Below are 25,635 nucleotides of genomic sequence, written 5' to 3'. Positions count from 1 at the left end.
AGTTTTCCTCCTACAACACCGTGCCCTCGGGCAGGTCGACACGCACGACATCCACGACGTCGCCCGCCTTGAGCTCGCACGGTCCTTCGTCAATACGCAGCAGGCAGTTGGACCGCTGCATCGTGCCGAGCAGCGCCGAATTCTGCGTCTTGGCCTCGGTCACCAACAGCTCACCGGTCTCGGGGTCGCGCAAAACCGTGGCGCGATCGAAGAAGCGTCGGTCCTGGCGCTTCTTCACGCCGTGTGTGAGCGTCGCCTGCTGCACGGGACGCACGCCCTCGGCAAAGCCGCGCATCTTGCGAATCGCCGGACGGGCGAGCATCTCAAAGCCCACATACGCCGCCGCGGGATTGCCCGAAAGCCCTAGGTAGGGCTTGCCCCCGAGCAAGCCAAACGTGATGGCCTTGCCCGGACGCATCGAGATGCGATCGAACAGCACCACGCCCTCGCGCCGGACGAGCGCCGTCACGTAGTCGTAATCGCCCGCCGAGGCGCCGCCGCTCGTAATGACAAAATCGCACTCTCGCGTGGCGAGATGCACCAGCTCGGCAATCGCCTGCTCATCGTCGGGCGCAATACCGTAGAACACGGACTCGGCGCCGGCATCGAGCGCCTCGGCCATCAGCGCCGAGGAGTTGGAATCGCGAATCTGACCGCGCGCCGGTACCTTACTCGGTGCGACCAGTTCCGTGCCCAACGAGATGATGCCCACACGTGGGGCAGCGTGCACCTTCACGCTCGCGTATCCGGCGCTTGCCAGCAAGCCGGCGCCCGCCGGAGCCACGACCTCGCCGGCATGCATCACAACATCGCCAGCATGGGCCTCCTCGGCGGCAGAGCGAACGTTCTCCCCTACCTTGGCAGGCGCCGAGAAGCGAACGTGCGAGCCCTCGTTGCCGTCGCCATCGAGTACGTCGACGATCTCGTACTTCACCACGGCATCGGCACCCTCGGGCACCGGCGCGCCCGTCATGATGCGGACGGTCTCGCCCGCGCCGATTGTGCCCTCAAAGACATGGCCCGCGGCCTCGTGTCCTACGACGGAGAGCGTCACCGGAGTGTCACCGGCGGCCGCAGCAAGATCGGCTGCGCGCACGGCATATCCGTCCATAGCGCTGTTGGCAAACGGCGAGATGTCGATATCGGCCACCGCGTCCTCGGCCAAGGGAAGACCGGCGGCCTGCCACACGGGAATCTCGACGAGATCGGTCGGAGCAACGTGCGACAAAACAATCGACTGCGCGTCCTCCAGCGGAATGAGTTTCTCTGCCATATGCACCTCTTAATGCCACGGCGCACAACAGGGGCGCCGATTCTTTATGCTTGTCTCAGTATAATCCCCCGATGCACGACCGCGACTCGGCCTGCACCCGCAAATACACCTGTCGGTTGCAGGCCGCGAAACAGAATGGAAACCAACCCACCGGCTCGTCGCGTTTACCGCGTTTTATAATGCTTGCGTTGCAACCTAAAAGAGGAACGTATGGCTCATAACGACAAACCCGAAAGCGCAAACGAAGCGCAGGATCATCCCCAGCCGCTCGACGATGGCGGTTTTTTCTCCCTGAACGACGTCATCATGGCAGGCAGGCATCAGCTCACCCGCTCCGAGCATCTCTTGGCTGTCGACACGCGCCGCAACGTCCGCAACCTATTCGCGAGCGCCAAGTTGCTCATACTTGTCGTCATCGTCTCTCTCGCCATGGGCGTTGCCGCTTGGGCGTTTTTGGCCTCGCTGAATATCGCGACCGATTATCGTGAGCACCATGCGTGGATTTACGCGCTGCTTCCCGTTGTGGGCGTTGCCACCACATGGGTGTACAAAAACCACGGTCTCGCCGCCAAGCGTGGCAACAACCTGGTCATTGACTCCGCCCTGGGCACACGCCTCATCCATATGCGCATGGCCGTCCTCACCTTCGTCTGCTCCACGCTCACGCACCTAACGGGCGGGTCGGCCGGTCGCGAGGGAGCCGCGGTGCAGATTGGCGGCACTATCGCCAGCAACATCTCGAGCCTCGCCCACCTCAAAAAGCATGACCACCACGACCTCATGCTCGCCGGCATCTCGTCGGCCTTTGGCGCCGTATTCGGTTCGCCCCTTGCCGGAGCTTTCTTTGGCATGGAAATGTGCTTTATCGGCAAGATCGACTACACCGCAGGTATCTACTGCCTGGTCGCCTCGTTTACCGGCTACTTTACGTCGCTTGCCTTGGGAACCGAGTACGAGGCGAATGTTATCGCCAGCGTTCCCAACATGACACCACGGACGGTTGTCATCGTAGTCATCAGCGCCATCATCTTTGGTCTCACCGCACGTCTCTTTGCCTGGTCGGTTCGTACCGTCAAGAGCCTGTACGGCCGCTTTATCACCAACTATATTGCTCGCGCACTCGTGGGCGCGCTCGTGGTGCTCGCGGCCTACGCGATGCTCGACGCCTGGAAGTATGCCGGCCTTGCCACCTGGCTCTCGGGCGCCGGGTTCGCCGGTAACACGACCCTTGCCGACGCAGCCATCAAGCTCGTGGTGACGGCGCTCACCCTGGGCGCCGGCTTCCAAGGAGGCGAGGTCACACCCCTGTTTGGCATCGGTGCGGCGCTCGGCGGTTGGATCGGTTGCCTCGTCGGAATCGACCCCAGCTTTCTGGCGGCGCTGGGCATGCTCGGCGTGTTCTGCGCCGGCCTTAACGTACCCATCACCACCTGTATGATGGCCATCGACCTGTTCCACGGCACGGCTGCCGGGTTCTTTGTCATCGTAGCCTTTATCAGCTACCTAACCGGCGGACACCGCGGCGTGTACCCCGCCCAGCGTATCATCTCACCCAAGCGCCGTTCGCTTATTGTGGATGAGGGCGGTACGGTAGCGGATGCTATCGAGCGCCACAACGACCTGATAGAGTAGATGTAATAATCGCCGTGCAGCCACAATCAGGGGCAATTCGACCTGAGCGCGACCGCACCGTCATGTCACACGCCGGGAGTCGCCCCATGCACGCAACTGATTTTGGTCGCACGCTCATCATCGCCAACCCCGCCGCCCAGTCTGGTGCGGCGCGCGAAGTTGCCGAGCGCCTTCAGCGCTTTTTGGACATGACCGCGCGCTCATCCCAGTTTGACCTGGTGCTTACCGAGCGCATGGGACATGCCAAGGAACTTGCCGCACGGACCCAGGGCTACCGCACGGTTATCGCACTCGGCGGCGACGGCGTGATCCACGAGGTCGTCAATGGACTCATGACGCAGGATGAGGCGGTCCGTCCCGCCCTTGCCGTCCTACCCGTAGGCTCCGGCAACGATTTTGCCCAAACGCTCGGTATCGACGATTTCTCCGGCAAAGATTTTGGCGCGCTGCTCACCTGCGAGCTGCAGCGTCAGGACATCGGGCGCATTCGCTCGTGGAGCCCTGCGGGCGGCAGCGGCGAGGCTGCCGTTGAGTATTACGACCAGACGCTTTCGGTCGGCATCGATGCCGCCATCGGCCTGGGCACCACCGAGCTGCGCAAAAAGACGGGCTTGACAGGCGCGCCGCTCTACACTCTCTCGGGACTTGAGCAGTTTGGCCTGCGCTATCGCAACTACCCCATGACGGTCAGCTTTGACGGCGCGCCCGCCGAGCGCGTGCGGGCGATTATCATGGCCATCCAGCTGGGGCCCACCTATGGCTCTGGCTATCGCATCTGTCCCAACGCCGACCCGTGCGACGGCATACTCGACGTCTGCTACGCCTGCGGCCCCGTCCCCCGTGCGGTCGCCCTGCCCATGTTCCTTTCGGCCAAGGACGGCCACCATACCAAGCTGTCGCCGGTTCGCATGCATCGCTGCCGTCATGCCGAGCTCACGTTCGAGGAGCCCGACTACCCCATCCAGGCCGACGGCGAGCCCATCGTCGCCTCGCGCATCGAGGTGGACATCCTCGCCGGCGCTCTCCACGTCTGGCACCCCACCCACTAGCCATCCCTAAGTTGCGGTGAAATGGGGACTGTTTATGCAGCTAAAGCCGCAAAACAGTCCCCATTTCACCGCAACTTATTGAGAAGATCATTCCTCCCCGCCTGGCTTGCGACGGTTGGCCTTTTTAATGGCGTTGAAGTGCTTGTCGTTGAGCCTGCGCTGGCGCGATCGCTGAGGCACCTTGGTCTTTACGCGTCGGCGCGGTGGACGCCCGCGACGCTCAAGCTCAGCGCGCAGCTTACGCAGGCAGCTACTACGGTTCTGGAACTGACTGCGGCTCTCGCGCGCCGTCACGACAATCCCCGAAGGGATATGTTTCATGCGCACCGCCGAGTCCGTCGTGTTCACACCCTGTCCGCCCGGACCCGTCGCACGAAACACCTGCACCTCGCAATCGCGTGCCAACTCCTCGACCGACATCTCGGCATAGCGCGCATACTCGCGCCATCCCATCTTGTTCTCATCCATATCAACACCTCCCCTCATACAAAAAATGTGACAAAGGGACAGTCCCTTTGTCACATCGCATACCAATCGCTTGTGTTGCACGCTTAGGCGAACGTGATCTCGCCGTTCTCGCAGTCCATTTCGGCGATACGGGCAAGGCTCTCAACGCGGAAGCCGCGCTCGCGGAGCTTATCGCCACCGCCCTGGAAGCCCTTCTCAACGGCGATGCCAATGCCGGCAACCTCGGCGCCCGCAGCCTCGCAGATCTTAATAAGACCCTCGAGCGCGCAACCGTTGGCCAAAAAGTCGTCGATGATCAGAACCTTGTCGCCCTCGGACAGGAAGCGCTTACCCACGATAACCGGGTACTCCTTCTGCTTGGTAAAGGAGTAGATGGTCGTGGCATACTGCTCGCCGTCAAGGTTGATGGACTGGGCCTTCTTGGCAAAGACCACCGGCACGCCGCCAAAATGCTGAGCTGCGATGCAAGCCATACCAATGCCCGAAGCCTCGATCGTCAGGATCTTGTTGATCTCGACGTCCTCGAACAGACGGGCCCACTCGGCGCCCATGTGGTCGAACAGTTCAACGTCGCACTGGTGGTTGAGGAAGGCATCAACCTTAAGGACGTTACCGGCCTTTACGATGCCGTCATGGCGAATACGATCCTCAAGCTCCTGCATGGCGCAACCCCTTCTCGCGGCAACGATACCGCGCGATTAATAAACGTTGTTCGATAGTCTACCACGGACCGACCCCCGCCCGCCCCACAAGCCACATCGCACCATAAAGCTGCAAGACCAGTAGATAAGCCCGATTCGTGGCAAGCCTGCCACCACAAGCTAATGGCGGGCGCGCATCCTCACCAAACGCACCATGGCGAGCGCAAAGCCCACAGCGGCCACAGCCATGAGCACGTAGAACACCGAGCGAAAGCCAAACAGGAACACATCCGGACGGCCTGCAACAATACTGGTCACAGCCTCGCCCATCGCCACGCCCATCTGCCCATATAGGATATGTGATGCAGCCGTAATGCCCACTGCCATACCCGCATAGCGAGCCAAACTGCCCAAGCTGCCTGCAAAACCGAGCGCCTCGCGCGGGGCCGAACCCATATACAGCGAGTTGTTGGGGCTCTGGAAAATCGACGTGCCGCACGACATAAACGCGGCACAGCACACGATCACAGGGATAGAAGAGTGCTCGTCGAGCGTGCTTACCGCAAAGAGACCGCACACGTACACGCCCAGGCCGACCGCCGTGGGGCCCTCGCAGCCAACACGGTCCGAAACCGTTCCCGAAAGCGGGCCGATAAAGGCATTCACCATCGGCAGTGCCAAAAAGAGCAGTCCGGAAATATCGGAGCTAAAGCCATGGGCGTCCTGAAAATAGAACGGCAGAATAAACTCGGATGCGCCAATGCCAACGAACACGATGAGCATGCAGGCAAGGTTGATGGTAAAGGCCGAATTTGCAAAGCAGCGACGAGCGGCCTCGATCATGGACATGGAACGCTCGCCGGCCTCCGGCTTAACATGCGGCAGCGTATAGAGCCCCACGATAAACGAGATGACGCCAATGGGCAGGTTAATGAGAAAGATGCTCTCCCAGGGAAAGCTTGCCACCAGCATGCCACCGAGCACGGGGCCACACATCATGCCGAGGGCCACGAAGGTCGCGAGAATACCCATAGCACGACCGCGTTCGCGCGCCGGAAACGACTCGGTGATGATACCCATGTTGTTGGCCATGGCCGCCGCGCAACCGACGCCCTGAACAATACGTGCCAGAATAAGAACCTCGAGCGAGGCCGAAAGGCCACAAAGCAGCGAGCCGACCGTAAAGACGATGACGCCCAGCTGGAATACGCCCACCTTGCCGCGCACGTCGCCCAGGCGGCCAAACGGCAGCATAGCCACGCATGTCGCAAGCAGGTACACCGAACTCACCAGCTGAATGCGATCGAGGCCCACGCCCAGTTCCTTTTGCATCACGGGCAACGCCACGGTCACGACGGTCGAATCCAGGCACACCATAAACGTCATGATGAGCACGGTAAACAGAATCGCCCATTTGTTCTTGCCATGGGTGTCACCCTCTAGAGCAATGTGCTCGCGGCGCAGCTGCTCTGCAGTTTTCTCCATATCCATCCTTTCGAGTGGCCTAACGCAAAAAACGGGGCCCCGATCGCCTGCAAACAGCCGCGATTGGGGTCCCGCCTACGGAATCGGAACGAAAGGTCGCCGAAGCTTTCTGCCAGCATCGGCGCCTTATGCGAACGCTAGCCTAGCACTGCTCGAGTGCCTGCTCAAGGTCGGCAATCAGATCGGCCGTGTCCTCGAGGCCGCACGACAGGCGCACCATGTCGGCGGAGATGCCACAGGCGATGAGCTCCTCATCGTTCATCTGGCGGTGCGTAGCGTTAGCGGGATGCAGGCAGCAGGTGCGGGCGTCGGCCACATGCGTGGCGATCTGGGCGAGCTTGAGGCTCTTCATAAAGGTCTCGGCCGCCGCGCGACCACCATTAAAGCCAAAGCTCACAACGCCGCAGGTACCGTTTGGCATGTACTTCTGAGCGAGGTCATAGTACTTGTCGCCCTCCAGGCCCGGATAGCTCACGAAGCGCACCTTGGGATGGCTCTGCAGGAACTTGGCAACGGCCAGGCCGTTCTCGCAATGACGCGGCATGCGCACATGCAGGCTCTCGAGCGAGCTGTTCAAGAAGAACGCCGCCTGCGGGTTCTGCATGGGGCCAAGATCGCGCATGAGCTGCGCGGTGGCCTTGGTAATGAAGGCGCCCTCGCGACCGAACTTCTCGGCATAGGTCACGCCATGGTAGCTCTCGTCAGGCGTGGTGAGACCCGGGAACTTGTCCGCATGGGCCATCCAGTCAAACTGGCCGTGGTCGACGATCACGCCGCCCAGGTAGGCAGCATGTCCATCCATGTACTTGGTGGTGGAGTGCGTAACGATGTCGGCGCCCCACTCAAAGGGACGGCACATCACGGGCGTCGGGAAGGTGTTGTCGACCATCAACGGCACACCGTGGTCATGTGCGGCCTTGGCAAAGCGCTCAATATCGAGCACGGCAAGGGCGGGGTTTGCGATCGTCTCGCCAAAAACGAGCTTTGTGTTGGGCTGGAAGGCTGCCTCGAGCTCCTCATCGGTGCAGTCGGGGGCGACGAACGTGCAGGTCACGCCCATGCGGCCCATGGTGTGGGCGAGCAGGTTATACGTACCGCCGTAAATGGCAGAGCTTGCGACCACGTGATCGCCGGCACCGGCAACGTTAAAGATCGCGAGGAAGTTCGCAGCCATGCCCGAACTCGTGAGCATCGCTGCGGTGCCGCCCTCCATCTCGCAGATCTTGGCGGCAACCAAATCGCACGTGGGGTTCTGCAGACGGCTGTAGAAGTAGCCAGACTCCTCCAGGTCAAACAGCTTGCCCATGTGCTCCGACGTGTCGTACTTCCACGTGGTGGACTGGTAGATGGGCACCTGGCGCGGCTCCGCATCTCCCGGGTGATAGCCGCCCTGAACACATGTAGTACCGATAGTCTGCTCGCTCATATCTAGCTCCCTTACCTGGGTTACGTTTTATTCGGTTCACGATACCGCTACCCTGCACCCCTCTCAACCCATCCCCAAGGTAGGTTATGGGACAAATTGATTAGGGGTATTTATCTCAAGCCTTGGGCATTTGCTCGATAGATAAAAATGAGGCATACATGAAGCTCTCGATGATTACATGCCCCGTCACGGGTACCATAGGCGGGTACACCGTGACCAAGGAGACAACGATGAAGCAGATCGATACCACCCAGCTCGACACCGCCGCCTGCCAGGCTCAGGCTGCCGAATACCACGCCCGCGGCTTTAACTGCGCACAGGCCGTTGCCTGCACGCTCGCACCTGCCGTCGGGCTCGACCCCCAGACCGCCTTTACCCTCACCGAGGGCTTTGGCGCCGGCATGGGTGGCATGACCGAGACCTGCGGCGCCATCTCGGGCGCTGTTGCCATCATGGGCTTTGTAATGAGCAACGGCATGGAGAACCCCAAGACCAAAGGCCAGACCTACAAGCTGTCGCGCGAGATTGCCAAGCGATTTGGCGAGAAGAACACGACGACCGTCTGCGGCACGCTCAAGGGCATCGGATCGGATAAAGGTCCGCTCCGCAGCTGCCCCGGCTGCATCGACGATGCCGTCGAGATCGCCTGCGATGTGCTAAAGCAGCTCGCCGAGTAAACGGCAGCGACATAAAACGACGGCCGGCGCGCTTGGGATATATCCAAAGCGCGCCGGCCGTCGTCGTTAGAACTCGGCAAACTCGGGAGCGCCGACCTCGATCTCCTCGCGCCCCGCCATAAGCTCGCGCATCTTAACGCAAAACGACTCCTGCTCCCCTGCCTTAAACACAAAATGAAGTGTCACGGCATCCGCGAAATCGGTATCCGAAACCTTGGCACCCGAATCCTGCGCCAAACGAAGCACCTGCTCATACTGCGGATAGGCCACATGCACGTCAACCGGCACGACGCTTGTCATCTCAACGATCTGCCCTGCCTCCTGAGCCGCGGCCACCGCCGCCTGCGTCGCCGCGGTATAGGCGCGTACCAAGCCACCAGGCCCCAACAGCGTGCCACCAAAATAGCGCGTCACCACGCAGCAAACATTTTTGAGCCCCGCACCGCGCAGCACCTCGAGCGTCGGCATGCCGCTCGTGCGGCTCGGCTCACCATCATCGCTCTGGCGCTCGCGCCCATCGACCAAAATCCACGCGGGAACATTGTGTCGAGCGTCGTAATGACGCTTGCGAACCATCTCGATAAAGGCATTCGCCTCATCCTCGGACTCAATATGGACCAGCTGGGCAATAAACCGGCTCTTGCGGTCCACAAACTCGCCCGAAGCCTCAATATTCGATTGCAGAGTAAAATAGCTGTCCAACAAAGTCCCTCAACAGAATAAAGCGCAGCAACAAACAGCCTCAATAATACGGCAAAGGCCGTACCGATTGTCAGGGTAACAAAAATGCCAAGTGGGCCTATAAGCCGGGTTCTGTCGTGAACGGTCATTTATCTTGTCTGCACGTTACCGTGCAGCTCCACGCACGCTACCCGAACGCGGACCGGGCCGGCCCATAGCGTTCCTATTCGCGCTTGCTCCGGATGGGGCTTGCCAAGCCGCCGTGTTGCCACGACGCTGGTGGTCTCTTACACCACCGTTTCAGCTTTTCCCTTTACGCCTTGCGGCGCAGGTGGGAGTCTTCTTTTCTGCGGCGCTTTCCGTCGGATCACTCCGCCCGGCCGTTAGCCGGCATCCCGCCCTCTGGAGCCCGGACTTTCCTCACGCGTACTGTAAGCAGCACATCGCGCGACCGTCTGGCCCACTCAGCAGTGCAAGAGTGTAGCACACCGTCACCACAGGCAATGGCACAACACAAGCGTTCGACACGATAAACCAAGAACCACGCCATGCAGTACAATAGGGTTGTCGATGGGCAACGTCGTCAGTCGAGACGCGACCGCGCTCCGCACCCCTCCGTCTACTCGGTGCGTTCCCGCCTCCTCCCCGAGGCGGGATGTCGGCATTTTTTCATGCACCGACAACCAAATAGCCTGTGTACAGCATGGGCAGCATCGCGTATCTCGGCACCAAATGCAAAAAGGGACCCGTCCATTACGGACGGATCCCTTAAAACAAGTGATCGTCAAACCGATTTACTCGGCGTCGGTCTCCTCGTCCTTCTTCTCGGAAGGAAGCGGGGTAACCTCGATCTCGACGCCCAGAGTCTCAGCAGCGGACTTCATGGACAGGGAGATACGACGACGGTCGAGGTCGATCTCCATGACCTTGACCTGAACCTTGTCGCCCACATGGGTGACCTGAGAAGGCTGATCGACGTGCTTGTTGGCCATCTCGGAGATGTGCACCAGGCCCTCGATGCCCTCGCCCAGGTCGACGAAAGCGCCGAACGGGACAAGCTTGGTCACAGTGCCCTCGACGATAGCGCCGACGGGGTACTTCTTGACCAGTGCACGCCACGGATCCTCGGTGGTCTGCTTGAGACCCAGGGAGATGCGCTCGCGGTTGAGATCGACGTCGAGAACCTCGACCTCGACCTCCTGGCCGACCTTGACAACCTCAGAAGGATGGTTGACGTGGTTCCAGGAGAGCTCGGAGATGTGGATGAGGCCGTCGATACCGCCGAGGTCGACGAAGGCGCCGAAGTCGACGATGGAGGAAACGGTGCCCTGGAGACGCATGCCAGACTTGAGCTTGGACAGAATCTCGGAGCGCTCGGCCTTACGGGACTCCTCGAGCACGACGCGACGGGAGAGGACGACGTTGTTGCGGTTGCGGTCCATCTCGATGACGCGAGCCTCGATGCGGGTGCCCATGTAGGAGGTGAGGTCCTTGACACGACGGAGGTCGACGAGGGAAGCGGGCAGGAAGCCACGCAGGCCGATGTCGAGGATCAGGCCGCCCTTGACAACCTCGATAACCTCGCCCTCGACGTTCTCGCCGGAGTTGAACTTCTCCTCGATGCGGTTCCAAGCACGCTCGTACTCGGCACGCTTCTTGGACAGGACCAGACGACCGTCCTTGTCCTCCTTCTGGAGAACCAGAGCCTCGATGGGATCACCGAGTGCAACGATGTCTGCAGGGTTAGCGTCCTTGCGGATGGACAGCTCGCGGACCGGGATAACGCCCTCGGACTTGAATCCGATGTCAACGAGCACCTCGTCATGCTCGATCTTAACGACAGTGCCGTTAACGAGATCGCCCTCATCAAAGTCGGTAATCGTACCGTCGATGAGGTTGTTCATCTCCTCCTCATTGACATCGTCAAGAGAGAAAATGGACGAGTTCTGAATCTCACTCAAAGGTGGACCCCTTTCGAACTACGGGGCCCCGATTGCTAGGACCTACAGAAGGGTGCGACAAGCACACAACGTTTAGGAACACTCGGGAGCCGACAGATACTAATGTGACGCTTATGCAATCACGTTCGTATAGGTTACGGGGAAATGAGTTCGATTTCAAGCGTGAACTGCGATTTTTTACTCGTGTGGAGACTTTTTCGTAATCTTATGAACACACGTCTCCACAACTTGACGATAACCAGCCAGGCATTTGGCTTTGGGGTAAAGTATCCGGAGCCAACGATTCTGGAACGATTTATCGAGAAAGGTGCCCGCGTGCTCAAAGCAGTCGTTTTCGATATGGACGAAACGCTTCTCAGCATCAACCTCAACGCGTTCATCCTTCGCTATTTTAAGGATGTCTCGTCGATGCTCGCGGATATCGGTCGCCGCAGCCACGGTGGCACGATGGCACGCCTCGGCACTATCTTGGTCGACCTCAACGCCAATCGCCGAAACGGCACGGATAATCGCACCAATCTTGAGTTCTACCAAGAAGAGGTTGAGCGCCGGTGCGGCATTTGCCTCTCGGACCCACTCATCTACGAGGCGTTTACCTACTACGACCGCGAAGTTCTTCCGTACAAGAACGACGATGTCATCAACGCCCACGCCATGCCGGGCGCACACGCCGCGCTTCAGGCCGTACAGGATGCAGGGCTACGTTGCGCGCTCTTTACCAACCCCAGCTTTCCGCAGGGGGCCATCGAGTGCCGCATGGGTTGGGGCGACCTGGCCGACGCCCCCTTTGAGCTCGTCACGCACATGGGAAACACCACCCGCTGCAAGCCCGATGCCACCTACTATCTAGAGCAGCTTCAGGTGATGGGGCTCGAGCCGCACGAGGTCCTTATGGTGGGCAACGATCCCAAGCGCGACTTCCCCAGTCCCGCCTGCGGCATTCAAACTGCCTATGTTGGCCAGGGAAAACCCGGCCGAGCCACCTGGCGCGGAACCATGGAAGACTTCGCCCGCGACTTTAACGCCGTAGTAGAAGCCTTCTACGAACACCAAGTAGCCGACGAACTGTCGTAGGACCCCTCGCTCCAAACCAAATATCGCCGCAGTTTGAGCACAAGTCAGCGAAAATGCCCCTAAACGAGCAATGTGCCTTGAAAGAGGAGGGCATAGGCCTTCTGGCCATGCCCGACGATTGAAAGGCAGATTGCCGCTTAGGGGCGTTTGCAGCGTCGACTGGTTACGCGGTTTGGTAAAACCGCGTAACTAGCACACCTGGGTTTTGCCGATCATGATGTTGAGGATCTCGATGTCGGTGTCCTTCATGCCCACGCGGCCTACGTAGCCCATACTGGCGATTGTCTGCTCAACGGTATCTTGGATCAGGCCCTCGCCGGCGCGGAAGCCGCGACCCTGCATGGCCATATCGTGGCCCAGAATCGCCGCATCAACGGCTGCGGAAATCTTGGCGGCACAGCTCGCCTTGGCGCCGTCGCACACGATGCCGCCCACGTTGCCAAGCGTATTCGAGACCGTCGCGCCAATCTGCTCGCGCGTGCCACCGCACAGCCAGGTAATCGCGGCGCCGGCGCCGCACGCGGCGCAAATAGCACCGCAAAACGCCGAGAGCGCACCAATATAGCTCTTGATATGCACAGCGATAAGATCGGACAGCATCACGGCGCGCACCAAGCGCTCGTGGTCGCAGCGCAGGTACTCGGCATACTCCATGACGGGCAATGCGCAGGTAATGCCCTGATTGCCCGAGCCGCACACAATGGCGACCGGCAGCGCGCAGCCGTTCATGCGGGCGTCGGACCCGGCGGCCGCACGGGCACGGGCACGGCAGGCGACGTCATCGGCACGAGCACCCAGCAGCGTACGACCCACCTCGGCGCCCCAAGCGTGCGCAAGGCCCTCGGCACTGATTACGCCATTCAGCTCAATCTGACGCTCAACGGCAGCGCGGGCGTCCTCAATGTCACCGTCCTCGATAAAGTCGATGATAGTCTCAATCGACATGGGCGTATCGGCATTATCTGCCGCCCGCTCGGCCACGACGCGCTCGGCGCAGGCGGCACACTCCCCCGCCGACTTGCCGCACACCGGAATACCGTCGAGCGTATGGCACGTGATATTGGTGTGGTGGTCGGTAATCTCGACGACCGCGGTATGGCCCCCGGCCGTCGCAGTCACCTTGATGTAGAGGTTGGGCACACCCTCGACAAGCGACACATCGCAGTAGCCGGCGTCGGCGAGGAGCTCGGACACGCGCGCACGGTCTTTATCGTCAACGCTCTCGAGCACCTCGAGAGCGCTCTTGGCGTCGCCGCCCACGGCACCCAGCACGGCCGCAGCCTCAATACCATGCATTCCGCCCGAATTGGGCACGGTCACGCTCTTAACGTTCTTGATGATGTTGCCCGAGCAGGCAACGTCCATGTGATCGGGTTCGCAACCGAGCGTCTGGCTCGCCAGCGCCGCTGCATAGGCAACGGCAATGGGCTCGGTGCAGCCGAGTGCACAGACAAGCTCGCGGTTCAAAACATCGCAAAACGCGGCATCACGGATGGAATCGGTAGGCATAGGTATCTCCTGCTTGCATAACGGGCTGGGCTCTCAAAAAAGTTAGCTCCTTTATTTGATAACAATGCATCAAAAACCGCAACCATGGTTCCGGCAGACGGCGCTCAAGCGCAAACTGACGACATTCATTCACGAGAAGCCAGTCTTGTTGCCTGCTAAAGCGTTTGACCAAAAAACGCTCGAGCGTTTACGCAAAAGTCGCGCTATCATGCAGTCGAACGCGGTAAACACCTTTAGCATTTGCGCCGCACAGACCAGAGAGGAACCATCCATGAAGATCGGTATCGGTAACGACCACGCCGCCGTCGAGCTCAAGAACATCATTTCCGAGCACCTGAAGGAGCGCGGCTGCGAGGTCGTGAACTTTGGCACCGACACCTCCGAGAGCTTTGACTACCCCATCGCCGGCTACAAGGTGGGTAAGGCCGTTGCCAACGGCGACGTCGACCTGGGCATCCTCATCTGTGGCACCGGTGTCGGGATCAGCCTGGCTGCCAACAAGGTCGAGGGCGTACGCGCCGTTGTGTGCTCCGAGCCCTTCAGCGCCAAGCTCTCCCGCATGCACAACAATACCAACGTGCTCGCCTTTGGCGCCCGCGTCGTGGGCTCCGAGCTCGCCAAGATGATTGTCGACGAGTGGCTCGACGCCGAGTTTGAGGGCGGTCGTCACGAGCGTCGCGTTAACCTCCTCAACGAGATCGATCACACGCGCGGCCTTAAGATCGTCGACGAAGCCTAAACTATTCAGTGCCACAAGCTAACAGCAGGGGCCCGCTCGGAACACATGTCCGAGCGGGCCCCTGCATAGATTTTGGAATAAAAGGGCACCGCAGATGGAGTTCCGCGGCGCCCAAGCCACACGCTAACAGCTTTAAGGAGTCAAAGCTGGTTTAGCCAAAGAAGCGCTTGATCTCAATCTCGGCGTTCTCCAGGCAGTCGGAGCCGTGGATCACGTTGGCGTTGACATCGACGGCAAAGTCGCCGCGGATGGTACCAGGAGCAGCGTCAAGCGGATTAGTAGCGCCCATGAGGGTGCGCATCTTAGCAACAGCGGAGAGACCGGAAACGACCATCTTGACGACCGGACCGCTCGTCATAAAGTCGCAGAGACCGCCAAAGAAGGGCTTGTCGGCCAGATGGGCGTAGTGCTCCTCGACGGTAGCGCGCTCGAGCGTGGTCATCTCCATGCGCTCGATGACAAGGCCGCTGCGCTCAATGCGAGCAACGATCTCGCCGATCTTGCGGTCGCGCACGGCGTCGGGCTTAATCATGATGAAGGTCTTCTCGATAGCCATAAAAGTAGCCTTTCAAGTAGGTTCGCGCGTGCCCAAGTCCCATTCCGGCACCCGCCTGGACTGCATCGTAACAGAGTTTTAGCTGCAGTTAAACAAAAAGCTGTTTATTGAAACGTTGCAATTTATTAAAGCGCTCCATATGTGTCACTTCTGTTTCGAAGCCCGATTAGAGTACCATCCGACCGCCCATCAACCGCATCGAACAGAGCAGGCGGTCGGTTGCCGCCCGCGAACGTAACCCCTTCACAACCTGCCCAAAGGTCCTACAGAAGTTCTCGACAAGCCCCTCCCCCATAGCAACAAAATACGGGCGCCCACATCAGCAGGCGCCCGTAAAGTGAAAACGATTTATCAATAAATGGCCAAAACGGCTTCAGCCAAATCCCTACTTTACCCCGTGGCCCATCTCGACGACCTTAGTCAGCGATCCAAACACGCCCTCGTCGGCCACGAGCTGTGCCTCGGCGCGCTGCAGCTGCACGGCAACGGCGGCAGGGGCGGTGCCGCCCTCGGTCGTGCGCGCGGCGACAATCGACGGGATGTCGAGCGCCTCGGTAATGTCGCGCTCAAAGAGCGGGCTTGCCTCATGGAACACCTCAAACGGCAGGTCCTCAAGATTGCAGCCGCGCTTCTCACACATCAGAACCAGATGCCCCACCACGGCATGAGCCTCGCGGAACGGCAGACCACGCTTAGCCAGGTAATCGGCAACATCGGTGGCGGCAAGGTGACCCACGCCGCACTCGCGCGCCATGGCATCCTCGTTGACGGCCCAAGTCGAAATCATACCGGCCATAACCGACAGGCACTGCATGAGCGTATGGGCGGTATCGAGCGCGCCCTCCTTGTCCTCCTGCAAATCCTTGTTATAAGCAAGCGGCAGGCCTTTCATGGTCACGAGCAGCTGCACCAGGTTGCCATACACACGGCCGCTCTTGCCGCGAATAAGCTCGGCAAAGTCGGGATTCTTCTTCTGCGGCATGATAGACGAGCCGGTGGAGTAGGAGTCTGAAAGCGTGATAAAGCCAAATTCGGAGCTCGACCACAGCACGATCTCCTCGGAAAGACGCGACAGGTGCATCGCCATGACGGATCCGGCGTAATGCAGATCGAGCAGGAAATCGCGATCGGAAACAGCATCGAGTGAGTTAGGAATCACGCCCGCAAAGCCAAGCTCGGCAGCCGTCATCTGGCGATCGAGCGGATAGCTCGTACCGGCAAGCGCGGCAGCACCCAGCGGGCAGTTGTCGGCGGCATCAAAGGCGGCCTTCAGGCGCGTAAAGTCGCGCGCGAACATCCAGGAATACGCCAGCAGATGATGCGAGAGCAGCACGGGCTGAGCGTGCTGCATATGCGTGTAGCCCGGCAGAATCACCTTGTCGTACTTCTTAGCCGCATCCACCAGCACATGGCGCAGCTCAAGATTGGCCTCCATGAGCTCCTTGGCCAGCGCCTTGACGCCCAGGCGCGTATCGGTCGCCACCTGGTCGTTGCGCGAACGGCCGGTATGCAAGCGCTTACCGGCCTCGCCGATGCGGCGCGTCAACTCGCTCTCGATGGACATATGAATGTCCTCATCGTTGATATCGAAGGTAAAGTTGCCGGCATCGATATCCTGTTCGATTCCGGTCAGGCCCTTGGCAATCGCCTGCTCGTCCTCGGCACTGATGATGCCCTGGGCCGCCAGCATTTTGGCATGCGCCTTAGAGCCGGCGATATCCTGCTTATAGAGATGTTTGTCGACCGGCAGCGACGCGCCAAACTCCTGCGTGACCTCGGCCACGCCTGCCTCAAAACGACCGCCCCAAAGAGCCATGGAACCGTCCCCTTTCTCCAAATACCAAAACAAGCGCCCAAAGCAATGCGCCATATCGCTAAAGCGATTTTTCAACCGCTAGTTTTACACATTCCCCACCGTGTGCGGTGCCATGTAGCTAATTTGCAAAGAAGTGACGCGCCATGCACTTGGCGCCCAACGTCTCCCTCCGGATGTTGCCCTGCGAACCATCGATCCAGGCCTTCAGGCTCATAGGGACGTCCTCGACCCTTGCAGCATCGAACTCGGGCGCGAGGGCAAGTAAAGCATGCGCGATAGCATTGAACATAATGGATACTCCTCATATATAGGCGCAGAGCCGCCAAATTGATAGAAGGAGCCCCGCCGGACAACCCCGGCGGGGCTCGGACTCAGCCACAGTCGCGGCATCATATATGCGGGCGGAACGTAGGGGCCACCGATGTTAAGAAGTGTCAGCAAGCATAACGAAAGGTAGGACCCCGTGCGCCCGTTATGTATCACGCGGATGGGCCGCGCGGATACCAAGGGAAGGAGGCGCTAGGCCTGGGCGGCAGCAGAGCTGGGGCCCTGGACCTTTGCCCACGTCTTGAGCGACAGCGTATCGATCTCGATAAAGCCGGCGCTGGCCTTCTCGTCAAACGTGGTGTCGCGGTCGTAGGTAGCCAGGCCGTAGTCGTAGAGGCTGAAGGGACTCTTGCGGCCGACGACATGGCAGTTGCCCTTAAAGAACTTCAGACGGACAGTGCCGGTCACGAACTTCTGGGTATCGGCCATAAAGGCGTCGAGCGCGTTCTTGAGCGGGCTGTACCACTGGCCGTTGTACACGGCGGTGGCCCAATCCTGCTCGAGCTTGATCTTGGTCTTGAGCAGGTCGCCCTCGACGCAGATGTCCTCGAGCGCCTTGTGGGCGGTGATGAGCGTCAGGGCGCCGGGAACCTCATAGCACTCGCGGCTCTTGAGGCCCACCAGACGATCCTCGACCAGGTCAAGACGGCCAAAGCCGTTGTCGCCCGAAATCTTGTTGAGGGCGATGACGATCTCGGAGAGCTTCATCTTCTTGCCGTCGACGGCGACAGGCTTGCCGGCCTCAAACTCGATCTCGGTATAGGTCGGGGCGTCAGGCGTGTCCTCGGGGTTCTTGGTCATAACCCAAGCGTCATCGAGCGGCTCATTCCAAGGGTCCTCCAGGTGACCGCACTCGATGGCGCGACCCCACAGGTTGTCGTCGATGGAGTAGGGGTTATCGTTGGCACCCTCGGGAACCGGCACGTTGTGGGCGTGGGCATAGGCGACCTCGTCGGGACGGCACTTCAGATCCCACTCGCGCACCGGGGCGATAACCTTGAGCTCAGGGTCGAGGGCCTTGACGGCAGCCTCAAAACGAACCTGGTCGTTACCCTTGCCGGTGCAGCCGTGGGCGACGTAGGTCGCGCCAAACTCGTGGGCGACCTCAACAAGCTTCTTGGCAAGCAGCGGGCGAGACAGGGCGGAGAGCAGCGGATACTTGTTCTCGTACATGGAGTTTGCTGCGATGGCTTTGGTCAGGAACTCATCGGAGAACTCGTCGCGCAGGTCGAGCACCTGGCAATCGAGAACGCCCAGGTCGAGCGCCTTCTGCTTCTTGGCATCCAGTCCGGTCTCTTCCTGGCCCACGTTGCCGCAGACGCAAACGACATCGAGATTCTTCTCGTCCTGGAGCCATTTGACACATACGGATGTATCAAGACCACCGGAATATGCGAGAACGACTTTTTCCTTGCTCATGGCTGTTTCCTTTCGCCCTTGGTAGCTAGTTAGAACATCGGTCAGTTGCAAGTCATTTCAAGGTCATATACCGTGCAATATCAGGTTAAATAGCAAAAATCAGCACATACATGCCCTAGAAACATGCAGCAATGTCGTGCTAAAACCCAACGACCTCAAAATGACTCTGTTGAGGCAATTCGCCCCATGCGGACAGAGACGATTGTTATCGTCGTCGGGAAATTGCGCGCTGGCGTCGGATGGCATTGTCTGCAGTGGTGATGATCTTTACGAACTGCATCTGCCTCTCCTTTCACGTATCGCCGGGCGCAATTCAAATATCGTAAACGGTACCTTTTACTCGGTAGGCGGTTGTTTTTCCGTCTCCGTTTTCGATGGTCGCTATATTACGCTAAAGTGCCCGCAGCACAAGCGACAAATTCAAATTTCTGAAAAGTTTTTTCATTACTTTGTGAAGCGTGGTGCAAACACGCTCCGTTCCTGCGAAAATACGCTCGACTACGAGTTGATGGTTATAACGTCTGAAACAATCTCGAAACGAAAGGCTCGCTTTTATGCAAACTTACGAATCGGACGCCAACATCGGCAACATTAAGATTCTCGCCGTCGATATGGACAAGACGCTGCTGACCGACGAGCGTGTGCTGCCCCAGGGTCTTGATGAGCGCCTGGACAAGCTCGCCGACGCCGGCATCGTATTCTGCCCCGCCAGCGGACGTCCCGCCCCCAAGCTCGAGGAGATGTTCGAGGGCATCAAGAACCGCCTCGCCTTTTGTCCCGACAACGGAGCTTGCGTGATCTATCGCGGCAGCTATATCTATAAAAGCAATATTGACGTGGAGCTGTATCAGCAGGTCTTGAACCGTGCCTCGGAGGATCCTCGCGCTGTCCCCGTCCTGTGCTGCTTCGACGAGTTCTACGTGCTTGCCCGCGACCATCAATACCACGACGAGATCAGCGTCTACTACAACACAATCAACTACGTAGACAGCTTTGAGGGCATTGATTTCGAGTCCAACAAGATTTCGGTCTTCTTCCCCGGCTACGACGCCGAGCCCGCTTTCCGCGAGACCTATAGCCCCGAGTTCTCGGACAAACTCTACGTCACCAACGCTGGGCGCGAGTGGATCGACTTTATGAACCTGGGCGTCGACAAGGGCGCCGGCGTCGCTCACCTGTGCGAGCACCTGGGCATCGATATTGCCGATGCTGCCGCCGTGGGCGACACCTACAACGACATCCCCATGCTGGAGCGCGTCGGTCACAGCTTTATCGTGGACAATGCCGAAGAGCACATGAACGCGCACGCCAAGTGGCGCATTCCGAGCAACAACGACGGGGGCGTACTGACGCTCATCGACGCCATCCTGGCGGCTCGTTAACGTTGCTCGTCGGACCTGGCCGGGCGAGGCGGGTAAGTTTTTCGTTCGGTCAGGTCCTGGGCTCGCTCGGAAAGCACATTAAGTGCTTTCCGGCTCGTGCGGAATCTACGAAAATCTTACCCGCCTCGCCCGGCCAGGTCCTAGGGTGACTTGCTTGCCGTCTGGGTGGCGTCTTGGCGCCTAGATACTTTGGCTGATTTTTTGGAATGAAGGGGGCTCCTTGTTGGCAAGGAGCCCCCTTCTGCTTTTAGTTACTTTGGAATTGTGAGCGCTTCCCTATTTGGCGTCGGCCCAGGTTATGCCGGTGCTGGCTTCGGCGATTAGGGGGACGCGGAGGTCTACTACGTGTTCCATGACGTCGCGGACCATGGTGGTTAGGCGCTCGACTTCGTCGACGGGGCACTCAAAGTCCAGTTCGTCGTGTACCTGCAAGATCATGTGGGCGGCAAAGCCTTCTTCTTCCAGGCGACGACTTACGCGGACCATGGCGATCTTGATGATGTCTGCTGCGGTGCCCTGCATGGGATGGTTCATGGCCGTGCGCTCGCCAAAGCCGCGGAGTTGCGGGTTTTTGGCCTTGAGCTCCGGAATATGACGACGGCGGCCGTACATGGTCTCGGCGTAGCCCGTCTGCTTGGCGCGTGCCACCACGTTGTCGAGGAACGTACGCACGCCCGGGTAGGCCTCGTAGTAGCGGTCGATCATGTCGCGCGCCTCGGCCATCGAGATATGCAGCGACTGCGACAGGCCGTAGGCCTGCTGGCCATACACGATGCCAAAGTTCACGGCCTTGGCGCGACTGCGCAGGTCGGGCGTTACCTCGGACACCGGCACACCAAACACGCGCGCCGCCGTCTCGGCATGGAAGTCCTCGCCCTCGTTAAAGGCGCGCACCAAGTGCTCGTCACCCGAGAGATGTGCCAGCAGACGCAGCTCGATCTGCGAGTAGTCCACCGCCAAAAAGACGCTTCCCTCGCCTGCCGAAAACGCCGTCTTGACGGTACGCCCCAGCTCCGAGCGCGTCGGAATGTTTTGCAGATTAGGGTCGCTCGAAGACAGACGCCCCGTCGCGGTGATGGTCTGGTTGTACGTGGTGTGCACACGACCGTCACCGCGGCGCAGCGGGCCCAACGTGTCCAGATAGGTTGACTTGATCTTGGACTTCTCGCGCCAGTCTAAGATCAAACGAACAATCTCGTGGTCACGGGCAAGATCACTCAGTACCTTGGCATTGGTCGAATAGTAACCGCGCTTGGTCTTTTTGAGACCCTTGGTCGGAAGGCCCATCACATCAAAGAGCACATGCGAAAGTTGCATGGGGCTGCCGATGTTAAAGGTCTCGTCACCGGCAAGGTCGCGAATACTGCGCTCAACCTCGGTAATCTGGGTCGCCAGGCCCTCGGACAGACTGCGCAGGCGATCGGGGTCCACGAGCATGCCCGCGCGCTCCATCTTGGCAAGCACCGGCACGAGCGGCATCTCGATGCCATCGAACACGTTGGCGGCGTTCTCGCGGGCCATGCGGTCGCGCAGCGGTGCGACCAGCGCCAGCGTCAAGGCCGCCGTGCGAGCGGCGGGCGCCGGAGCGTCCTCACCGGCACCCCCTGCACCGCGCGCCGCAGGCAGCACCATCTGCAGATACGTATCGGCCAGATATGCCTCATCGAACTCGGAGCGATCGGAATCCAGCAGATAGGCAGCGACAACGGTATCGAAGATACGCGTGGAATCGGCAGCGAGCGGATCCATGAGCTCGGGCTCAGAAGAATCGATGGGCGAAAGCTCGTGCAGCAGCACCTTCATATCCGGGCTCGCCACGCGACCCTCCATAAACAGACGCGCGAGCACGCCAGCAATCACGCCGTGGACGAAGTTGAAGCCCTCAACCTCAGCCGCCGCGCAGCTGTCGCCCTCCTCGAGCGCGAACAGGCCCTTGGACGTCGCCAGCCACAGCGTGCGCGTCAGTCCAAAGAGCGCGCCCTCTTCCTTGTCGTCATCCACCACGGCGGCGACCCACTCGCCGGCATCAATCGCGCGGGAGACCTCAGCCGCAACGGCACCAAGCGCGTCAGCATCGCCGGCGGCTGCGCGAACCATAGCAGGTATCTCAAACACACTGGAGGCAGCAGCCCCGCCCTCGCCGCCGATCAGCGCCAAGAAACGGTTCTGCATGGCGGTGATACCAAGCGTACCCAGCGCCGCGGAAACCTCATCGGCAGAAAACGCCGGGAAGGACGTCGCCTCAAAGTCGAGCTCGACGGGCGCATCGGTGCGAATTGTCGCAACCTTGCGGCTCAGTAGTGCGTCATCGATGTGTGCACGCAGGTTCTCGCCCATCTTGCCCTTGACCTCGTCGGCATGCGCGATGACTTCGTCCAGGCTACCGTACTTCGCAATGAGCGCACTCGCCTTTTTGGGACCGATGCCCGGTACACCGGGGATGTTGTCGGACGTATCGCCCTTTAGACCGTAAAAATCGGGCACGAGCGCCGGCGTAATGCCGTGATACAGGTCGTCCACGCTCTCGGGCGTCATGATCGCCACGTCAGACAGGCCCTTGCGGGTCGAGACCACGTTGACGTGCTCGGTCACGAGTTGATACATGTCGCGGTCGCCGGTCACCAGTAGCATGTCGCAGCCGGCCTGCTCGCCCAGGCGCGCCATGGTTCCCAGGATATCGTCGCCTTCCCAGCCCTCGGACTGCAGAATCGGCACGTTGAGCGCGGTGAGCAGCTCCTTAATCATCGGAAACTGCGCATGCAGATCGGGGTCCATGGGCGGGCGTTGCGCCTTATACTGCGGCAGCATCTCCATGCGCACGCGCGGCTTACCCTTGTCAAACGCCACGACCACACCGTCGGGGTTAAAGGCATCAATCATCTTAAGAAACATGTTCAGAAAGCCAAAGATCGCGTTGGTGGGGCGACCGTCCGGCGCGTTCATGGTCGGCGGCACGGCGTGAAAGGCGCGGTGCATGAGCGAGTTGCCGTCGATAACGGCAAAAGTGCGGCGCTTGTCAGACATATTAAATACCTCGCTTTGGGCTGGGCACGGTTTGCTCACTCCAGTTTACACGCTCCCCACCCCGCGGCCACCTCACATCAAGCTCCCCCGCCACCGTGAGCCCGCGCGTGATACGATGGCTCACGGTACATCAACCAGCACGATCGATCCGAAAGGAGCCTGCGTCATGGAGCGTCCCTGCGCATGGAAAAAGTACACGCCACAGCAAGTCGAGGAGCTCGAGGAGCTTTGCCGCGGCTATAAGCAGTTTTTGAGCGAGAACAAGACCGAGCGCCTGTGCGTCAAGACCGGCATCAAGATGGCCAAGGAGGCGGGATACGTCGACCTGGAGACCGTGATCGCCGAAGGCCGCGAGCTCAAGGCAGGCGACAAGGTGTACGCCGCCAATCACGGCAAGGACCTCATGCTCGTCAACCTGGGCAACGCCCCGCTCGAGCAGGGCTTTAACATCCTGGGCGCCCACGTGGACTCGCCGCGCCTAGACCTTAAGCAGAACCCCGCCTTCGAGGCCGGCGACATGGCCTATCTCGACACGCACTACTACGGTGGCGTCAAGAGCTACCACTGGGTGGCCTCCCCGCTCGCACTCGTGGGCGTCATCTGCAAAAAGGACGGTACCACCGTCGACATCAATATCGGCGACAAGGCGGACGACCCGGTCTTTACCATCTCCGACCTGCTGATCCACCTCTCGAGCGAGCAGATGTCCAAGCCTGCCAAGGACGCCGTCGATGCCGAGATTCTCGACGTGATCGTGGGCGGCCGCCCCGTCAAGTTTGACGAGGACGACAAGGACGCCCCCAAGGAGCCCGTCAAGCAGATGTTCCTGGACATCCTTAAGGAGCAGTACGACGTCGAGGAGGAGGACTTCCTCTCCGCCGAGATCGAGGTCGTGCCCGCCGGCCCCGCCCGCGACATGGGCCTCGACCGCTCCATGATTCTGGGCTATGGCCATGACGACCGCGTCTGTGCCTACCCCTCCATGCTCGCCCAGATCAACGTCACCAACGTGGAGCGCACGAGCATCACGCTCATCGTCGACAAGGAGGAGATCGGTTCCGTGGGTGCCACCGGCATGACGAGTCACTTCTTCGAGAACACCGTCGCCGAGATCATGATGCTCGCCGGCGAGGACAGCCCGCTGGCTCTGCGCCGCGCGCTCGCCCGCAGCCGTATGCTCTCCTCCGACGTGTCCGCCGGCTTCGACCCGGGCTATGCCGGCAAGTTCGAGACCAAGAACGCCGCCTTCATGGGTCGCGGCCTGTGCTTTAACAAGTACACGGGCAGCCGCGGCAAGGGCGGCTCTAACGACGCCGACGCCGAGTATGTGGCCCTCGTCCGCGACATCATGGACGAGGCCGGCGTGGACTTCCAGACCTGCGAGCTCGGCCGCGTCAACGCTGGTGGCGGCGGCACCATCGCCTACATCATGGCCAAGTACGGCATGAACGTCATCGACTCCGGCGTTGCCGTCCTGTCCATGCACGCCCTGTGGGAGGTCGCCAACAAGGCCGACATCTACGAGGCATATCGCGGTTACAAGGCCTTCCTCGAGCGCGCCTAACCAGCCCCTTCATCAGTTGCGGTGAAATACGGACTAAACTGGCCTATAAACGGCCAAAACAGACCGTATTCCACCGCAACTTCCTTTTTGACAGAGGAGAGTCCATGCTGCAGGTCATCATTTCGCCCGCCAAGCAGATGCGCTCGGCCCAAGATGCTTTTGAAGTCCTGGGCATTCCGCCCTTTGCGCGCGAGACGGCTCGACTGCATCGCGCGTTGCTAGATATTGAGCGAAATGAAGGCAGCGGCGGCCTGCAGGCGCTATGGAACGTGAGTGACAAACTGCTGGGGCCTTGCCTCAACACCCTGCATGAGTTCGGGCCCATCCTGAAAAGCGGCGATCTCGACAATCCCGCACTCGCCCGTCACCTCTCCCCTGCCGTCATGTCCTATCACGGCATTCAATACCAGAGCATGGCCCCCGAGGTGATGGATGCCGCGCAGCTCGCATGGCTGCAAGACCATCTGTGGATCCTCTCGGGCCTTTACGGATGCGTACGCCCCTTTCATGCCGTCGAACCGTATCGGCTGGAGATGGGTGCGAAGCTCGCCGTTGACGATGCCCGAGACCTCTACGCGTTTTGGAGCGACAAGCTCGCGCGGATTATCGCCCCGGCAGGTTCAAACACCACAATCGTCAACCTCGCCAGCGTAGAGTATGCCAAAGCCGTTCTGCCCCACCTCGCGGGCGACGCCACAGCCGTCACGTGCCTCTTTGGCGAGGGTATCCGCAACGGGAAGCCCATCCAACGGTCGACCGCCAGCAAAAAGGCGCGCGGCTCCATGGTGCGGTGGATGGCAGAAAACAAGCTCGAGGATGCAAGCGAACTTACCGCATTCAACATCGGCTATCGGCACATCCCCGAGCTTTCAGACAAAAACACCCTGGTTTTCATGAACGCGCAGGCACAATAGGCCCGCCGTTTCCAAACA

General features: G+C 60.1%; 21 protein-coding genes and 1 other RNA gene. 8 read left to right on the top strand and 14 right to left on the bottom strand.

All coding sequences use genetic code 11. The features are described from left to right. Window positions 1-10: 10 nt before the first annotated feature. Window positions 11-1,273 carry a molybdopterin molybdotransferase MoeA gene (locus NBH09_RS06460; protein WP_250787387.1) on the bottom strand — a complete coding sequence of 421 codons (1,263 nt, stop codon included), beginning with the start codon at window positions 1,271-1,273 and terminating at the stop codon, window positions 11-13. A 210-nt stretch (window positions 1,274-1,483) separates the two neighbouring features. On the opposite strand from NBH09_RS06460, the gene NBH09_RS06455 reads away from it, so the two are divergent. Both NBH09_RS06455 and NBH09_RS06450 read left to right on the top strand, forming a co-directional pair. Then, window positions 1,484-2,905 (top strand): chloride channel protein, encoded by a 1,422-nt coding sequence (locus NBH09_RS06455; RefSeq protein ID WP_250787386.1) that lies wholly within the window; start codon window positions 1,484-1,486, stop codon window positions 2,903-2,905. An 86-nt stretch (window positions 2,906-2,991) separates the two neighbouring features. Beyond that, on the top strand, window positions 2,992-3,954 hold the full coding sequence (locus tag NBH09_RS06450) for a diacylglycerol/lipid kinase family protein (RefSeq protein WP_250787385.1): 963 nt from the start codon (window positions 2,992-2,994) through the stop codon (window positions 3,952-3,954). A gap of 87 nt (window positions 3,955-4,041) precedes the next feature. On the opposite strand, the gene NBH09_RS06445 is transcribed toward NBH09_RS06450, so the two are convergent. From NBH09_RS06445 to NBH09_RS06430, 4 genes are all read right to left on the bottom strand, one after another. Then, the gene (locus NBH09_RS06445) at window positions 4,042-4,422 is read right to left on the bottom strand and encodes a peptide chain release factor family protein (RefSeq protein WP_416378167.1); all 381 of its coding nucleotides are present in this window, start codon (window positions 4,420-4,422) and stop codon (window positions 4,042-4,044) included. Between the two features lie 83 nt (window positions 4,423-4,505). Then, on the bottom strand, window positions 4,506-5,084 hold the full coding sequence (locus NBH09_RS06440) for a xanthine phosphoribosyltransferase (protein WP_250787384.1): 579 nt from the start codon (window positions 5,082-5,084) through the stop codon (window positions 4,506-4,508). 159 nt (window positions 5,085-5,243) lie between these two features. Next, on the bottom strand, window positions 5,244-6,548 hold the full coding sequence (locus NBH09_RS06435; protein WP_250787383.1) for an MFS transporter: 1,305 nt from the start codon (window positions 6,546-6,548) through the stop codon (window positions 5,244-5,246). 142 nt (window positions 6,549-6,690) lie between these two features. Further along, complete coding sequence (locus NBH09_RS06430) at window positions 6,691-7,974, bottom strand: O-acetylhomoserine aminocarboxypropyltransferase/cysteine synthase family protein (RefSeq protein ID WP_250787382.1); 1,284 nt, start codon at window positions 7,972-7,974, stop codon at window positions 6,691-6,693. A 230-nt stretch (window positions 7,975-8,204) separates the two neighbouring features. Between NBH09_RS06430 and NBH09_RS06425 the strand changes: the two genes are divergently transcribed. Continuing rightward, window positions 8,205-8,651: a C-GCAxxG-C-C family protein gene (locus NBH09_RS06425; protein ID WP_250787381.1), complete on the top strand. Its 447-nt coding sequence runs from the start codon at window positions 8,205-8,207 to the stop codon at window positions 8,649-8,651. A gap of 66 nt (window positions 8,652-8,717) precedes the next feature. Here NBH09_RS06425 and NBH09_RS06420 read toward each other — a convergent pair whose 3' ends face one another. From NBH09_RS06420 to rpsA, 3 genes are all read right to left on the bottom strand, one after another. Next, window positions 8,718-9,356 carry a YigZ family protein gene (locus tag NBH09_RS06420; protein WP_196031896.1) on the bottom strand — a complete coding sequence of 213 codons (639 nt, stop codon included), beginning with the start codon at window positions 9,354-9,356 and terminating at the stop codon, window positions 8,718-8,720. An 81-nt stretch (window positions 9,357-9,437) separates the two neighbouring features. Further along, an RNA gene (gene rnpB / locus NBH09_RS06415) (RNase P RNA component class A) lies at window positions 9,438-9,799 on the bottom strand. Between the two features lie 327 nt (window positions 9,800-10,126). Next, entirely contained in the window at window positions 10,127-11,293 is a 1,167-nt protein-coding gene (rpsA, locus tag NBH09_RS06410) for a 30S ribosomal protein S1 (protein WP_022095232.1), read from the bottom strand. Window positions 11,294-11,608: 315 nt separating this feature from the next. On the opposite strand from rpsA, the gene NBH09_RS06405 reads away from it, so the two are divergent. Beyond that, window positions 11,609-12,367, top strand: coding sequence for an HAD family hydrolase (locus NBH09_RS06405; RefSeq protein ID WP_250787380.1), 759 nt, complete (start codon window positions 11,609-11,611; stop codon window positions 12,365-12,367). Window positions 12,368-12,556: 189 nt separating this feature from the next. On the opposite strand, the gene NBH09_RS06400 is transcribed toward NBH09_RS06405, so the two are convergent. After that, window positions 12,557-13,876 (bottom strand): L-cysteine desulfidase family protein, encoded by a 1,320-nt coding sequence (locus tag NBH09_RS06400; protein ID WP_250787379.1) that lies wholly within the window; start codon window positions 13,874-13,876, stop codon window positions 12,557-12,559. A gap of 271 nt (window positions 13,877-14,147) precedes the next feature. Here NBH09_RS06400 and rpiB point away from each other — a divergent pair, with 271 nt between their 5' ends. Continuing rightward, on the top strand, window positions 14,148-14,615 hold the full coding sequence (gene rpiB, locus NBH09_RS06395; protein ID WP_035138007.1) for a ribose 5-phosphate isomerase B: 468 nt from the start codon (window positions 14,148-14,150) through the stop codon (window positions 14,613-14,615). Between the two features lie 151 nt (window positions 14,616-14,766). On the opposite strand, the gene ndk is transcribed toward rpiB, so the two are convergent. From ndk to NBH09_RS06375, 4 genes are all read right to left on the bottom strand, one after another. Then, on the bottom strand, window positions 14,767-15,171 hold the full coding sequence (ndk, locus tag NBH09_RS06390; protein ID WP_006234152.1) for a nucleoside-diphosphate kinase: 405 nt from the start codon (window positions 15,169-15,171) through the stop codon (window positions 14,767-14,769). Between the two features lie 385 nt (window positions 15,172-15,556). After that, complete coding sequence (gene argH, locus NBH09_RS06385; RefSeq protein WP_250787378.1) at window positions 15,557-16,987, bottom strand: argininosuccinate lyase; 1,431 nt, start codon at window positions 16,985-16,987, stop codon at window positions 15,557-15,559. A 118-nt stretch (window positions 16,988-17,105) separates the two neighbouring features. Then, window positions 17,106-17,276, bottom strand: a complete 171-nt coding sequence (locus NBH09_RS06380) for a hypothetical protein (RefSeq protein WP_158550218.1) — start codon at window positions 17,274-17,276, stop codon at window positions 17,106-17,108. Between the two features lie 230 nt (window positions 17,277-17,506). Beyond that, entirely contained in the window at window positions 17,507-18,733 is a 1,227-nt protein-coding gene (locus tag NBH09_RS06375) for an argininosuccinate synthase (protein WP_238057250.1), read from the bottom strand. 554 nt (window positions 18,734-19,287) lie between these two features. Here NBH09_RS06375 and NBH09_RS06370 point away from each other — a divergent pair. After that, window positions 19,288-20,115, top strand: coding sequence for a Cof-type HAD-IIB family hydrolase (locus NBH09_RS06370; RefSeq protein ID WP_117746767.1), 828 nt, complete (start codon window positions 19,288-19,290; stop codon window positions 20,113-20,115). Window positions 20,116-20,391: 276 nt separating this feature from the next. Here NBH09_RS06370 and polA read toward each other — a convergent pair whose 3' ends face one another. Next, entirely contained in the window at window positions 20,392-23,139 is a 2,748-nt protein-coding gene (polA, locus tag NBH09_RS06365; RefSeq protein ID WP_250787377.1) for a DNA polymerase I, read from the bottom strand. Between the two features lie 166 nt (window positions 23,140-23,305). On the opposite strand from polA, the gene NBH09_RS06360 reads away from it, so the two are divergent. Together NBH09_RS06360 and NBH09_RS06355 are read left to right on the top strand one after the other, a co-directional pair. After that, window positions 23,306-24,703: an aminopeptidase gene (locus NBH09_RS06360; RefSeq protein ID WP_250787376.1), complete on the top strand. Its 1,398-nt coding sequence runs from the start codon at window positions 23,306-23,308 to the stop codon at window positions 24,701-24,703. Between the two features lie 104 nt (window positions 24,704-24,807). Next, entirely contained in the window at window positions 24,808-25,617 is an 810-nt protein-coding gene (locus tag NBH09_RS06355; protein WP_250787375.1) for a YaaA family protein, read from the top strand. Window positions 25,618-25,635 lie beyond the last annotated feature (18 nt).

Source organism: Collinsella sp. BG-O-102 (assembly GCF_023656745.1).
Lineage (GTDB): Bacteria > Actinomycetota > Coriobacteriia > Coriobacteriales > Coriobacteriaceae > Collinsella.
Note: the sequence above shows the minus strand (reverse complement) of the source record. Positions and strands in the feature narration are given on the sequence as shown.